This is a genomic window from Pseudomonas sp. G7(2022) (assembly GCF_052660475.1).
Genome location: NZ_CP109659.1, coordinates 6,198,450 through 6,211,127, shown reverse-complemented (window position 1 = coordinate 6,211,127; position 12,678 = coordinate 6,198,450). Strand labels below are relative to the sequence as shown.

Genomic DNA, 12,678 nt, shown 5'->3' with positions numbered 1-12,678 from the left:
GTAGCGGCTGACCTGGCGATTGCCTAGTCCGGCGTTACTCAGCGGCGCTGACGGCCCGTGCCTGGGCGACCTGAGCCGGGGCGAAATGGCAGGTGAACGTGCTGCCGTGGCCGGGCACGCTGCTGATCTCCATTCGCGCGCGGTGGCGCAGCAGCACGTGTTTGACGATGGCCAGGCCCAGCCCGGTGCCGCCGGTGTTGGAGTTGCGGCTGGAGTCGACGCGGTAGAAGCGTTCGGTCAGGCGCGGCAGGTGTTTGCTGTCGATGCCGATCCCGGAATCCTGCACGCTCAGGTGCGCGCCCTGATCGTCGCCCCACCAGCGAATGCGGATATTGCCTTCGGCCGGGGTGTATTTGACGGCATTGAACACCAGGTTGGAAAACGCGCTGCGCAGTTCCGCCTCGCTGCCCTTGAGCAGGATGCTGGCGTCGGCTTCCAGGGTGATTTTCTGATTCTTCGATCCGGACAGTTGCTGCGCATCGCTTTTGATCGACCGCAACAGGGTGTCGATGTGCACCGGCTGGTTGTCCGACGGATAATCGGTGGCTTCCAGTTTGGCCAGCAGCAGCAAGTCGTTGAGCAGGGTCTGCATGCGTCCGCCCTGTTGCTGCATCTGCTGCAGCGCGCGGCTCCAGCGCGGGTTCACTTCCTCGACGTTGTCGAGCAGGGTTTCCAGGTAGCCGCAGATCACCGTCAGCGGGGTGCGCAGCTCGTGGGAGACGTTGGCGATGAAGTCCTTGCGCATCTGCTCCAGCTGATGGATGCGCGTGACATCGCGCACCAGCATCAGGTGTTCGTTATTGCCGTAGCGCGTGAGGTACAGCTGGATACGCACGCGGTCGTTGGTCGGCGAAGGGATTTCCAGCGGTTCGGCGTAACTTTCCTGCTCGAAGTATTCCTTGAAGCGCGGATGGCGTACGAGGTTGGTCACTGGCTGACCGCTGTCCTGCGGGGTTTTCAGGCCGAGCAGGGTTTCGGCGGCGCGGTTCCACCACTCGAGGTTGCCGTCGCTGTCGAGCATGATCACCGCGTCTTTCAGTGCGGCGGTGGACTCCTGGACGCGGTCGATCACTGCTTGCAGGCGCCCGCGCACCCGTTGGTCGCGGCGTTGCAGGTGGTAGATGCTGTCGAATACTTCGCCCCACAGGCCGTAGCCATCGGGGGGGGCTTCATCGGGTTGGTGCAGGCGCAGCCATTCGTGCAGGCGCAGCAGTTGCTTGAGCGTCCAGGCCAGGTACAGGCCCAGGCCCGCTGCGAGGCTCCAGCCGTAGTAGCCGGTGATCAGGCCGATCACCAGGCAGGCGGTGACCAGCAACAGCATGTGGCGAATCAGGGTGCCATGCCAGTTTTGGTTCACGGGGAATACGGTCCTTGTCAGCGGGTCTGGCGGTCGGCTCAGGCCTTGGTGGAAAACCGGTAGCCGGTGCCGCGCACGGTTTGTACCAGATTTTCGTAGGCATCGCCGAGGGCCTTGCGCAGGCGCCGGATGTGCACGTCGACGGTGCGCTCTTCAACATAGACGTTGCCGCCCCAGACCTGGTCCAGCAACTGGCCACGGGTGTAGGCACGTTCCTGGTGGGTCATGAAGAATTGCAGTAGTCGGTATTCGGTCGGGCCCATCTCGGCAGGTTTGCCGTCGATGGTCACGCGGTGGCTGATCGGGTCGAGCAGCAGGCCGCCGACTTCGATCGGTGCTTCGCCATCGGTCGGGCCGGCACGACGCAGCACGGCCTTCAGGCGTGCCACCAGTTCACGCGGGGAAAACGGTTTGGTGATGTAGTCGTCGGCACCGACTTCCAGACCCTGGATCTTGTTGTCTTCTTCACCCTTGGCCGTGAGCATGATGATCGGGATGTCCCCGGTCAGCTCGTCACGCTTGAGGCGGCGGGCCAGCTCGATGCCGGAGGTGCCGGGCAGCATCCAGTCGAGCAGGATCAGATCCGGTTTGCGGTCGACGATGATGGCGTGAGCCTGCTGCGAGTTCTCTGCCTCAAGGCAGTCATAGCCGGCCATTTCCAACGCAACGGCGATCATTTCGCGAATGGGCGCTTCGTCGTCGACGATCAGAATGCTCCTGCCAACCATGCCTTAATCCTCTTGTCATTTAACTGTCTTGCGCCGCATTAGATAACGGAATTATTGCAGTCGTGTGACAGTATTTTAGTCCGGCGGCGATTGTGCGAATCCTGAACTAAGCTCTAAGTCCGAATCCTGACAACCACAAGAGAAGGTTTCCATGACACAAATGACTGCTTCCTTTAAGGCTTTGCTGATGGCTGCCGCCCTGGCTTTGCCTGGACTGGCGATGGCGGCCGAGCCGGCCATGATGAAAGACGGCATGATGGTCGATCACAAAGGCATGACCGTTTATACGTTCGACAAGGACGCGGGCGGCAAGTCGATGTGCAATGACAAGTGCGCCGATAACTGGCCACCGATGATGGCGCCGGCAGGTGCGAAGGCGGAAGGCAAGTGGACGGTGATCAAGCGCGATGACGGCAAGATGCAATACGCCTACGACGGCAAGCCGCTGTATACCTTCAAGATGGACGCCAAGCCTGGTGACATGATGGGCGACGGCAAGATGGAAGCGTGGCACGTGGTTCGCGAGCACAAATAAACGCAAATTCCCTGTGGGAGCGAGCAAGCCCGCTCCCACAGGTCATGCACTTCAGCGCAACGCGTAATCCAGCACGATCCCGACGAAAATCGCCAGCCCGGCCCAGTGGTTGTGCAGGAACGCCTTGAAGCAACGCATCCGGTCCCGGTCGCGGGTGTACCAGAACTCCCAGGCGTAGCACCCGGCCGCCACCAGCAGGCCGAGGTGGAACCACATCCCCAGCTCGAATTTCGACCCGGCCAGCAACAGGCAGCCCAGTGACAGTGCCTGCAAGGTCAGGATGATCACCCGGTCCGCCTCGCCGAACAGGATCGCCGTGGATTTCACGCCGATCTTCAAGTCATCGTCGCGGTCGGTCATTGCGTAATAGGTGTCGTAGCCCACCGTCCACAGCAGATTGGCGATCCACAGCAGCCAGGCCGTCGCCGGCAACTCACCGGTCTCGGCGGTGAAGGCCATCGGCATGCCCCAGGAAAACGCCGCCCCCAGCACCACTTGCGGGTAATAGGTGTAGCGCTTCATGAACGGATAGGTGAACGCCAGCGCCAGCCCCCCCAGCGACAGCCAGATCGTCGCGGCGTTGGTGCACAGCACCAGCAGGAAACTCACGCCCATCAGCAGGGCGAAGAACACCAGTGCCTCTTTCGAGCTGATCTTGCCGGCAGCAATAGGCCGCTGCGCAGTGCGTTTGACGTGGCCGTCGACCTTGCGGTCGGCCCAGTCGTTGATCACGCAGCCGCCGGCGCGGGTCAATACCACGCCGAGGACGAAAATCACGATGTTGGCCAGTGATGGCGAACCTTTGCCGGCAATCCACAGGGCCCAGAGCGTCGGCCACAGCAGCAGGTAAATGCCGATCGGCTTGTCCATCCGGGTCAACTGGATGAAGTCCCAGGCGCGCGGGTTCAAGCGATTCAGGGATTTGAGCAGGCTTTGATACATCAGCAGTTCTCCGGACGGGCGCGGACGGCTTCCCACAGCGTAGGCAGGAAAATCTCCGCCACCAGTACGCTCAATGCCCCACGGTCGAAACGTGAGCGGCGGCCCCACAGACCGGCAGCCCGGGAACCTTCGGGCAGCCAGTGCTCCGGGTAATGGCAGACTTCGATGGCGCGACGCTGGAAGGCGTGATCGCAGAACAGCAGTTCGCCCAGCGAGCGGCTGCCCAGTTCATCCATGTGCAACCCGTCGCCCTGCAAGGCACTGCGCGACGCCACGCTGCGGGCGAACACCCAGGCCTCGTCATGACCGCGCAGATACACCTCGCGCACCCAGCCTTCGCTGCCTTCGGCCAGTTCCAGCGCTGCGCATTCGTCGTCGCGCAGGGTCTGCCAGCCCTCGAACAGCGGCGTGACACTGAAGCCGTCATCGGACAGGCGCGTCAGGCGGCGGGTCAGGGAGCCTTCGTCGAACAGCCAGTCGAGCGTGGATGTGTCGGGGAGGGGTGTCAGTTCGCTTTGCGGGCGCCACAGCGGAGCGTTTGTGTGTTGCACAATGAGTCAGTATTGGCAGCAAATGAGGCGGCGAGCTTACCATGGCAAACCGCGAGTTTGATTGATCCGGGCCGCCATTGCGCCGAACAGGCTTGCATCCGGTCGGTTCGATCAGTACAAAACGCCCTGAGCCGGATGGCAGCGCAGCACCATCGACCGTCCGTGCCGGACAACGCCTGAATCCTGAGGAAGTACCTGAATGAAGAAGTGGCAATGCATCGTCTGTGGCCTGATCTACAACGAAGCCGAAGGTTGGCCGGATGACGGCATTGCGCCGGGCACCGCCTGGCAGGATGTGCCGGAAGACTGGCTGTGCCCGGACTGCGGCGTTGGCAAGATGGACTTCGAAATGATCGAAATCAACTGAGCATCAACAAGGAGTAAGGCATGAACGCACCTGTCGTAATCGTCGGCACCGGGCTTGCGGGTTACAACCTGGCCCGCGAGTTTCGCAAACTCGATGGCGAAACCCCGCTGCTGCTGATTACCGCCGATGACGGACGTTCCTACTCCAAGCCGATGCTGTCCACCGGTTTCGGCAAGAACAAGGACGCCGACGGCCTGAGCATGGCCGAGCCGGGTGCCATGGCCGAGCAACTGAACGCCGAGATCCGCACCCACACCCGCATCAGCGGCATCGATCCGGGCCACAAGCGCCTGTGGATCGGTGAGGAAGCGGTGAGTTATCGCGACCTGATCCTCGCCTGGGGCGCGGAAACCGTGCGTGTGCCGATCGAGGGCGACGGCGGGGATCTGGTGTTCCCGATCAACGACCTCGAAGATTACGCACGTTTTCGTGCTGCAGCGGCAGACAAGCGTCGGGTGTTGCTGCTCGGTGCCGGCCTGATCGGCTGCGAATTCGCCAACGACCTGATTCTGGGCGGCTATGAGGTGCAACTGGTTGCACCGTGCGAACAAGTGATGCCGACCCTGTTGCACCCGTCCGCCGCCGCAGCGGTGCAGGCCGGGCTGGAAAGCCTCGGCGCGCGCTTCCACCTCGGTCCGGTGCTGACCCGATTGCAAAAGGTCGCTGATGGGCTGGAAGCACACCTCTCCGATGGTCAGGTGATTCCGTGCGATGTGGTGGTGTCGGCCATCGGCCTGCGCCCGCGCATCGATCTGGCAGCGGCTGCCGGCATCCAGACCAATCGTGGTGTAGTGGTCGACCGTCACCTGCAAACTTCTCACGCCAACATTTACGCCCTGGGCGACTGCGCCGAGGTCGACGGGCTGAATCTTCTGTACGTCATGCCCCTCATGAGCTGTGCGCGTGCGTTGGCACAAACCCTGGCGGGCAATGCGACGGCGGTGAGCTACGGCCCGATGCCCATTACCGTGAAAACCCCGGTGTGCCCGTTGGTCGTTTCGCCACCGCCACGGGGCAGAGAAGGTGTCTGGACCGTTGAAGGGCAGGGCGCCGACATCAAGGCCCTGTGCCACAGCGCCGATGGTCAGCTCCTCGGTTACGCGCTGACCGGTGCAGCGGTGATGGAAAAACTCGCACTGAACAAACAGCTTCCGGCCTTGCTGGCGTAAATACCGGTCGTTCTGTCGGAATCACCCCGCTTTTGCCCCCACAAAGGTCGCGGGGAGACTGGCGCCGCCCTTAACCGCGTGCCATCCTCACTCCCGTCTGCCGCAGAGTAGAGCCTGCGGCGCCTTGGGCGCTGTTCCAACGAGAACAGCACGGACATAACAACAAAAAACCGTCAAAGGGGCTTCACTAATGCGTAAACCAGAACTCGCCGCTGCAATCGCTGAAAAAGCAGATCTGACCAAAGAACAGGCCAACCGCGTTCTCAACGCCGTTCTCGAAGAAATCACCGGCGCCCTGCACCGCAAGGACAGCGTCACGCTGGTGGGCTTCGGCACCTTCCTGCAACGCCACCGCGGCGCCCGCACCGGCAAAAACCCGCAAACCGGTGAACCGGTGAAGATCAAGGCCAGCAACACCGTTGCGTTCAAGCCAGGCAAATCGTTGAAAGACAGCGTCAATCCGTAATGGCGGCGAGCGCCCGGTCAGCCGGGCGCGCTGCATGAAAAATGGGCATACCGATTGCGGTCGGATGCCCATTTTTTGTGGCTGATGATTGCGTCCGGATCAGGCCGAAAAGAAGTACCGGGTCAGGTGGAAGAAGATCGGCGCGGCGAAACAGATCGAGTCCATCCGGTCGAGCATCCCGCCGTGGCCCTTGATCATCGTGCCCCAGTCCTTGGCGCTCAGGCTGCGTTTGATCGCCGACATGACCAGACCGCCGAGGAAGCCCATGACCACGATGACCAGCGACATCAGCAACGACTGCCAGAAGCTGAACGGTGTCATCCAGAACATGCAGCCACCGATCAGCGTGGCGGACAATCCGCCGCCGACCAGTCCTTCCACGGTTTTCGACGGGCTCACCAGCGGCGCAACCTTGCGTTTGCCGAAGAGCTTGCCGAACACGTACTGCAACACGTCGCTCATCTGCACCACGAACACCAGGTAGAACAGCAGCAGGGCGTTCTGACCCTGGAAACCCTGCAGATCCAGCAACAGCAGCGCCGGCGCATGGCTGATGCAGTAGATGCAGATCATCACGCCCCACTGAATCTTTGCCGTGCGCTCGAGGAAGCCCTCGGTGTCCTGGCTCAGCACGGCAATCGCCGGCAGCAGCAGGAACGCGTACACCGGCACCAGCAGCGTGAACATCGAATACCAATGGGTGCCGATCAGCAGGTATTGCAGCGGGATCAGAATGAAAAACGCCGAAAAAAGCGCGTTATGGTCACCGCGCGCGGTCGGTGTCAGGGTGATGAACTCGCGCAGCGCAAACAGCGAAATGAAGCCGAACAGCACCACCGTCGCATTGGGGCCCAGCAGCCAGGAGACGAAGAAAATAATGACCATCCCCCACCAGGCATTCACGCGCTGGTTGAGGTTTTCGATGGTCGCGATCGAGCTTTCGCTCTTCGCCCGGCGTGCCAGTACGCCGCCAATCAGCGAAGCCACCGCGAGCAACCCGGCGATTGCCGCGAAGAACCACAGGAACTTGGTTTCCAGACTCATTTCGACAACCTCACGATGGCGTCACGCGCCCGTTCCAGAAACGCCTTTTTTTCCTCGCCGGTAATTCTTTGCAGCGGGTCGCCGATGCGGATCGTACAGATGATCGGCAGCGGCACATGTTTGCCCTTGGGCATCGAGCGATGCAGGTTTTCCAGGTAGATCGGCACCAGATCGACGTCGGGAAAAGTCTCGGCCAGGCGGAAGATTCCGGATTTGAATTCCCCCGGCAGTGGCTGAGTGGAGCGCGTCCCTTCAGGAAAAATGATGATCGAATGACCGGCCCGCACCACATCGAAGATCGGCTCGAGCACGTTGGTACCCGGCGCCGGATTGCGCTCGATCAGCACCGCATTCAGTCCTTTCAGCGAGATATATGACAGAAAACGGTTCTTGCCCCAGTAGTCGGCAGCCGCCACCGGTTTCACGTTCAATCGGGCTTCCGGTGGCAGTGCGGCGATGATTGCCAAGGTGTCCATATGGCTGGTGTGGTTGGCGTAGTAGATGCGCTGGCGCGTGAGATCCGGCGGGCTTTCCCAGCGGGCGGTCACGCCGATCAAGAAGCGCAGCACCGAAATCAGCGCATTACTGATCCACATGGGCATTCCCCTTCAGTTGTCTGGCGATGGCCAGGGTGCGTGTCACGCAGGTCGCGACGGAGCCAAGGGCGATGATCACCAGCGCGATCAGCAAAGCGTAGTGGGTCGCGTAGTAGATGGTTTCGAACACGTTCAATAGCAACGCCACGGTCATCACCGCCATCCGGTGCTGCTTGGCCATCGGCCCCATGAAGCTCTGGGTGAGCCCGAGTGAACCACCGAACACCCGGACATACGCCGTGAGCGCGGCAGCCAGTGCGGCAAACCAGCCAAGATCGGACTGGCCGATGGCAAAACCCAGCCCGACGATCAGCAGGCTGTCCGCGACCCGATCCGGAAACTCGTTGTACAGGCTGCCGATGGCCGACTGCTTGCCGCCTTCGATCGCCACCATCCCGTCGAACAGATTGCAAAGCAGCCGCAGTTGAATGCCGGCGATGCACAGGATCGAACCGGCCACGCCGTTATCGATGTACAGCGTCACCGCGCCGAACAGCGCGAAGAGCATGCTGATGACGGAGATCTGGTTGGGGGAGATGTCCCGCTTGACCAGTTCATCCGTGAAGCGTTTCGCCCAGCCCGCCGAGCGGGTCTTGATGGGCCGTCTGTTTTCATCCATTTGCCAATGTCCGTATCAGTGGTAAGCCGTCAATTGATGACTGAGGCTGGCAATATAAAGGCACGTTCGCAGCATGAAATATATTGATGTAAGAACAGGTCCGCGACATTTGTCAGAACAATCCACATCAAAAGTGTGTGCTTACGCAGGGTGGATCGATTGACGAAAAGACGGCGACTTGCATGAAGTCCTGCAATTGTGCGGAAAAAGAAGTCTTGTGAAGTATGCAAAGTGTGAGCTGCCATCAAATTGATGGCACTTTTATTGTTGCCTGTTGTCGTCCGGGATTTGTTTAAAGATGCCTGTCCGTTTTCGGAAGATTCCTACTTTATTTTCTTTCCAGTGTTGTCATGCTTTCGTTCGTGTTTTGGAACGTGCGTTCAAGGAGGCTTCGGCGGGTTTCGGGCAGCCGCTCTGGGACGCCGGTTACGCCGTGGTTTGAACGGCTCGTTTGATATAAGCGGAAATCAGGGAAACCCCTGACACATATAGGGCGATCTCCTACAGCGCCCAATGAACAGTTCGTCTTGTTGTTTAATCAGATGCTTGCTAGTGGCCATCATAGTGATTACGATGCGCCCACTTGAAAGAGCACACACTCAATTGGATGAGTCTTCCGACTGCTCTTCGATACTGTCCCGCGCTGCTGCAACTCCAATAGGCGCACGACCGTAATCCAAATAAAGGCCATGGATGTCCTACTCAAGCAAACTTTCCGCCCATTACCTCGAACTCGCTAAAGTCTCTGTTTCCAAAGAGAATTTTGCGGGTGAAGACGTTCGTTTCTCGAGCGAATTCGAGGCCCTGGAAAGCGAGCTGGCCAAAGCCTCGTCGATGCACGAAAGCGGGCAGATCGACTGGCTGAAAATTCGCGAAAACAGCGAAAACCTCCTGCGTACCCAATCCAAGGATTTGCGTGTCGGCGCCTGGCTGACCTGGTCGCTGTACCAGCGCGAATCCTTCCCCGGCCTGCTGGCCGGCCTCGGTTTTCTGCACCATCTGTCGGAAAACAACTGGGCCGAGATTCACCCGCTCAAACCCCGCACCCGGGCCGCCGCCATCGGCTGGCTGGTGCCGCGTCTTGAGCAGGTGATCACCGAGAACATCGCGATCAAGGAACAGCTGCCGATGTTCCGGCAGTTGTCCGAACACCTGTCCGGTCTCGACGCGGCCTGCACCGAGCATCTGGGCGATGATGCACCGTTGTTGCTGCCGCTTTCCCGCCGTCTGAAAACCATGATCCAGCGCGCCGCCGACAACCAGCCGGCGCCCGGCGTGGTGGGGGCTGCGGTGGCCCAGGTCAAGCAGGCGGCAACTCAGTTGCTGGCCCCCGGCGCGCCGATCGACAACGAGAAAGAAGCCCACAAGGCCCTGCGCGCCCAGCAGGAAAGCGCCCGTCCGTTGTGCGCCTGGTGGCTCAAGCAGAAAGCCACAGACCTGCGCGCCCTGCGCCTCAACCGCACCTTGCTGTGGATGACGATCGACGCGGTGCCCGAGCGCAACGCCGAGCAGATCACTGTGTTGCGTGGGTTGCCGGTCGACAAGCTCAAGCAGTATCAGGACCGTTTCGATCAGGGCAAATACGCCGACCTACTGGTGGAACTGGAGGCGAGCCTGGCGAAGGCGCCATTCTGGTTCGATGGCCAGAGGATGGTCTGGGAATGTCTCCAGAACCTCAACGCCGAGCTGGCCATGCGCGAAGTGGAAATCCACTTCGCGCTTTTGATTCAGCGCCTGCCCGGCATCATTGAGCTGCGTTTCCATGACGGCGCGCCGTTCGCCGATCCGTCCACCCGGGCGTGGATCGCCGCCAACGTCATGCCGCACCTGCAAAGCGCCAGCGCGCCGCGCAAGGTCGAAACCGAAAACGCCGAAACCCAGCCAGCCTGGGAAAAGGCCCTCGAAGAAGTCCAGCCGATCCTGCGCAAGGAAGGCCTCAAGCCCGCGGTGCAGATCCTCAAGCAGGGTCTGCAATCGGCGCACGGCGGCCGCGAACGCTTCTTCTGGCAGTTCGCCCTCGCGCGGCTGTGCTTCCTGGCCAAGAAATACGAACTGGCCAAGAACCAGCTCGAAACCCTCGATCAGACATTACAGGACTCAGGCCTGCACGCCTGGGAGCCCGATCTTGCATTGGAAGTGCTGCACCTGCTGCACAGTTGCTGCGAGTTGTTGCCGCAGAACCATGCCGTACGTGAACGCAAGGAAGAGATTTATCGCAGGCTGTGCCACCTCGACCTCGAAGTGGTACTCGAATAGGCCCCAGGGCCACAACCGCAAGGAGAAAAGCCATGGCCAAAGAAGGCTCGGTAGCCCCCAAGGAACGCATCAACGTCACCTTCAAACCCGCCACCGGCGGTGCTCAGGAAGAGATTGAACTGCCGCTGAAGCTGCTGGCAATCGGTGACTACACCCACCGCAAGGACGATCGCAAGATCGAGGATCGCAAGCCGATCAGCATCGACAAGATGACCTTCGACGAAGTGCTGGCCAAGCAAGAGCTGGGTCTGACGCTGAGCGTGCCGAACCGTCTGCAGGAAGATGGCGAGGCCGACGAGCTGGCCGTGCAACTGCGCGTCAACTCCATGAAGGACTTCAACCCGGCCAGCCTGGTCGAGCAAGTGCCTGAGCTGAAAAAACTGATGGAACTGCGCGACGCGCTGGTGGCCCTCAAAGGCCCGCTGGGTAACGCACCTGCGTTCCGTAAAGCCATCGAAGGCGTGCTCGCCGACGATGAATCCCGCGGTCGCGTACTCGGTGAGCTGGGCCTGAACGCCGCAGCCCCGGACGCTTGAGACTCCAGCAGCCAAGGAAGCCAACACAATGAGCACTAGCGCAGCACAACAGAACGCCGCCGAAAACGGCGAATACAGCATCCTCGACAGCATCATCGCCGAAACCCGCCTGACGCCGGACGACGAAGCCTACGACATCGCCAAGCGCGGTGTGTCGGCGTTCATCGAAGAGCTGCTCAAGCCGCAGAACAACGGTGAGCCGGTCAAGAAAGCCATGGTTGACCGCATGATCGCCGAGATCGATGCCAAGCTCAGCCGCCAGATGGACGAAATCCTGCACCACCCGGACTTCCAGGCCCTGGAATCGTCGTGGCGTGGCCTGCAACTGCTGGTCGACCGCACCAACTTCCGCGAAAACATCAAGATCGAAATCCTCAACGTCTCCAAGGACGACCTGCTGGACGACTTCGAAGATTCGCCGGAAGTGATGCAGTCGGGCCTGTACAAGCACATCTACACCGCTGAATACGGCCAGTTCGGTGGTCAGCCGGTTGGCGCGATCATTGCCAACTACTACATGTCCCCAAGCTCGCCGGACGTGAAACTGATGCAGTACGTGTCCAGCGTAGCCTGCATGTCCCACGCGCCGTTCATCGCCGCCGCCGGCCCGAAATTCTTCGGTCTGGAAAGCTTCACCGGTCTGCCGGACCTGAAGGATCTGAAAGATCACTTCGAAGGCCCGCAATTCGCCAAATGGCAGAGCTTCCGTACCTCCGAAGACTCCCGCTATGTCGGCCTGACCGTTCCGCGTTTCCTGCTGCGTAACCCGTACGACCCGGAAGAAAACCCGGTCAAATCGTTCGTGTACAAGGAAAACGTTGCCAACAGCCACGAGCACTACCTGTGGGGCAACACCGCTTACGCGTTCGGCACCAAGCTGACCGACAGCTTCGCCAAATTCCGCTGGTGCCCGAACATCATCGGCCCACAGAGCGGCGGCGCGGTTGAAGACCTGCCTCTGCACCACTTCGAAAGCATGGGCGAAATCGAAACCAAGATTCCTACGGAAGTTCTGGTTTCCGACCGTCGTGAATACGAACTGGCCGAGGAAGGCTTCATCTCCCTCACCATGCGCAAAGGCTCCGACAACGCGGCGTTCTTCTCCGCAAGCTCGGTGCAGAAGCCGAAGTTCTTCGGCATCAGCGCAGAAGGCAAGGCGGCAGAGCTGAACTACAAGCTCGGCACCCAACTGCCGTACATGATGATCGTCAACCGCCTGGCTCACTACCTGAAAGTGCTGCAGCGCGAGCAACTCGGTTCGTGGAAAGAGCGCACCGACCTCGAGCTGGAACTGAACAAGTGGATCCGCCAGTACGTGGCCGACCAGGAAAACCCGAGCGCCGAAGTGCGTGGCCGTCGTCCGCTGCGCGCTGCGCAAGTGATCGTCAGCGACGTTGAAGGCGAGCCGGGCTGGTACCGCGTCAGCCTGAACGTGCGTCCGCACTTCAAGTACATGGGTGCCGATTTCACCCTGTCGCTGGTTGGCAAGCTGGACAAAGAGTAAGAGCGACT

At 60.6% G+C, this 12,678-nt stretch carries 14 protein-coding genes; 7 read left to right on the top strand and 7 right to left on the bottom strand.

What is annotated here, in order from left to right; all coding sequences use genetic code 11:
- Window positions 1-34 precede the first annotated feature (34 nt).
- Window positions 35-1,321, bottom strand: a complete 1,287-nt coding sequence (phoR, locus tag NE357_RS28585) for a phosphate regulon sensor histidine kinase PhoR (protein WP_249314461.1) — start codon at window positions 1,319-1,321, stop codon at window positions 35-37.
- Window positions 1,322-1,395: 74 nt separating this feature from the next.
- Window positions 1,396-2,085, bottom strand: a complete 690-nt coding sequence (gene phoB, locus NE357_RS28580) for a phosphate regulon transcriptional regulator PhoB (RefSeq protein WP_007896474.1) — start codon at window positions 2,083-2,085, stop codon at window positions 1,396-1,398.
- Between the two features lie 151 nt (window positions 2,086-2,236).
- Between phoB and NE357_RS28575 the strand changes: the two genes are divergently transcribed.
- Entirely contained in the window at window positions 2,237-2,620 is a 384-nt protein-coding gene (locus NE357_RS28575) for a COG4315 family predicted lipoprotein (protein WP_169432500.1), read from the top strand.
- A 51-nt stretch (window positions 2,621-2,671) separates the two neighbouring features.
- On the opposite strand, the gene ubiA is transcribed toward NE357_RS28575, so the two are convergent.
- A complete protein-coding gene (gene ubiA / locus NE357_RS28570; protein ID WP_169432499.1) occupies window positions 2,672-3,562 on the bottom strand; it encodes a 4-hydroxybenzoate octaprenyltransferase in 891 nt (296 codons plus the stop codon).
- Window positions 3,562-4,113 carry a chorismate lyase gene (locus NE357_RS28565; protein ID WP_169432498.1) on the bottom strand — a complete coding sequence of 184 codons (552 nt, stop codon included), beginning with the start codon at window positions 4,111-4,113 and terminating at the stop codon, window positions 3,562-3,564. Before NE357_RS28565 ends, ubiA begins: the two co-directional genes overlap by 1 nt.
- Before the next feature lie 199 nt (window positions 4,114-4,312).
- Between NE357_RS28565 and NE357_RS28560 the strand changes: the two genes are divergently transcribed.
- From NE357_RS28560 to NE357_RS28550, 3 genes are all read left to right on the top strand, one after another.
- A complete protein-coding gene (locus tag NE357_RS28560) occupies window positions 4,313-4,480 on the top strand; it encodes a rubredoxin (RefSeq protein WP_169432497.1) in 168 nt (55 codons plus the stop codon).
- 20 nt (window positions 4,481-4,500) lie between these two features.
- Window positions 4,501-5,649: an NAD(P)/FAD-dependent oxidoreductase gene (locus NE357_RS28555; protein WP_169432496.1), complete on the top strand. Its 1,149-nt coding sequence runs from the start codon at window positions 4,501-4,503 to the stop codon at window positions 5,647-5,649.
- Window positions 5,650-5,839: 190 nt separating this feature from the next.
- The gene (locus tag NE357_RS28550; protein WP_003213368.1) at window positions 5,840-6,115 is read left to right on the top strand and encodes an HU family DNA-binding protein; all 276 of its coding nucleotides are present in this window, start codon (window positions 5,840-5,842) and stop codon (window positions 6,113-6,115) included.
- A gap of 99 nt (window positions 6,116-6,214) precedes the next feature.
- On the opposite strand, the gene NE357_RS28545 is transcribed toward NE357_RS28550, so the two are convergent.
- The 3 genes from NE357_RS28545 to NE357_RS28535 are packed head-to-tail and all read right to left on the bottom strand — an operon-like array spanning window position 6,215 to window position 8,374.
- Complete coding sequence (locus NE357_RS28545) at window positions 6,215-7,159, bottom strand: phosphatidate cytidylyltransferase (protein WP_039765128.1); 945 nt, start codon at window positions 7,157-7,159, stop codon at window positions 6,215-6,217.
- Window positions 7,156-7,755 (bottom strand): lysophospholipid acyltransferase family protein, encoded by a 600-nt coding sequence (locus NE357_RS28540; RefSeq protein WP_169432495.1) that lies wholly within the window; start codon window positions 7,753-7,755, stop codon window positions 7,156-7,158. The genes NE357_RS28545 and NE357_RS28540 overlap by 4 nt, the downstream gene beginning before the upstream one ends.
- On the bottom strand, window positions 7,742-8,374 hold the full coding sequence (locus NE357_RS28535; protein WP_169432494.1) for a CDP-alcohol phosphatidyltransferase family protein: 633 nt from the start codon (window positions 8,372-8,374) through the stop codon (window positions 7,742-7,744). The genes NE357_RS28540 and NE357_RS28535 overlap by 14 nt, the downstream gene beginning before the upstream one ends.
- A gap of 693 nt (window positions 8,375-9,067) precedes the next feature.
- Between NE357_RS28535 and tssA the strand changes: the two genes are divergently transcribed.
- The 3 genes from tssA to tssC are packed head-to-tail and all read left to right on the top strand — an operon-like array spanning window position 9,068 to window position 12,670.
- Window positions 9,068-10,630, top strand: a complete 1,563-nt coding sequence (gene tssA, locus NE357_RS28530; protein WP_169432493.1) for a type VI secretion system protein TssA — start codon at window positions 9,068-9,070, stop codon at window positions 10,628-10,630.
- 32 nt (window positions 10,631-10,662) lie between these two features.
- Complete coding sequence (gene tssB, locus NE357_RS28525; RefSeq protein WP_003229587.1) at window positions 10,663-11,166, top strand: type VI secretion system contractile sheath small subunit; 504 nt, start codon at window positions 10,663-10,665, stop codon at window positions 11,164-11,166.
- A 28-nt stretch (window positions 11,167-11,194) separates the two neighbouring features.
- Window positions 11,195-12,670, top strand: a complete 1,476-nt coding sequence (gene tssC / locus NE357_RS28520) for a type VI secretion system contractile sheath large subunit (RefSeq protein ID WP_085731350.1) — start codon at window positions 11,195-11,197, stop codon at window positions 12,668-12,670.
- Window positions 12,671-12,678: the final 8 nt, after the last annotated feature.

Excerpts from the sequence above, each read along its gene's own strand:
- phoR (WP_249314461.1), bottom strand. The coding sequence starts at position 1,321 with ATGCTGTTGCTGGTCACCGCCTGCCTGGTGATCGGCCTGATCACCGGC.
- phoB (WP_007896474.1), bottom strand. The coding sequence starts at position 2,085 with ATGGTTGGCAGGAGCATTCTGATCGTCGACGACGAAGCGCCCATTCGC.
- NE357_RS28575 (WP_169432500.1), top strand. The coding sequence starts at position 2,237 with ATGACACAAATGACTGCTTCCTTTAAGGCTTTGCTGATGGCTGCCGCC.
- ubiA (WP_169432499.1), bottom strand. The coding sequence starts at position 3,562 with ATGTATCAAAGCCTGCTCAAATCCCTGAATCGCTTGAACCCGCGCGCC.
- NE357_RS28560 (WP_169432497.1), top strand. The coding sequence starts at position 4,313 with ATGAAGAAGTGGCAATGCATCGTCTGTGGCCTGATCTACAACGAAGCC.
- NE357_RS28555 (WP_169432496.1), top strand. The coding sequence starts at position 4,501 with ATGAACGCACCTGTCGTAATCGTCGGCACCGGGCTTGCGGGTTACAAC.
- NE357_RS28550 (WP_003213368.1), top strand. The coding sequence starts at position 5,840 with ATGCGTAAACCAGAACTCGCCGCTGCAATCGCTGAAAAAGCAGATCTG.
- NE357_RS28545 (WP_039765128.1), bottom strand. The coding sequence starts at position 7,159 with ATGAGTCTGGAAACCAAGTTCCTGTGGTTCTTCGCGGCAATCGCCGGG.
- NE357_RS28540 (WP_169432495.1), bottom strand. The coding sequence starts at position 7,755 with ATGTGGATCAGTAATGCGCTGATTTCGGTGCTGCGCTTCTTGATCGGC.
- NE357_RS28535 (WP_169432494.1), bottom strand. The coding sequence starts at position 8,374 with ATGGATGAAAACAGACGGCCCATCAAGACCCGCTCGGCGGGCTGGGCG.
- tssA (WP_169432493.1), top strand. The coding sequence starts at position 9,068 with ATGTCCTACTCAAGCAAACTTTCCGCCCATTACCTCGAACTCGCTAAA.
- tssB (WP_003229587.1), top strand. The coding sequence starts at position 10,663 with ATGGCCAAAGAAGGCTCGGTAGCCCCCAAGGAACGCATCAACGTCACC.
- tssC (WP_085731350.1), top strand. The coding sequence starts at position 11,195 with ATGAGCACTAGCGCAGCACAACAGAACGCCGCCGAAAACGGCGAATAC.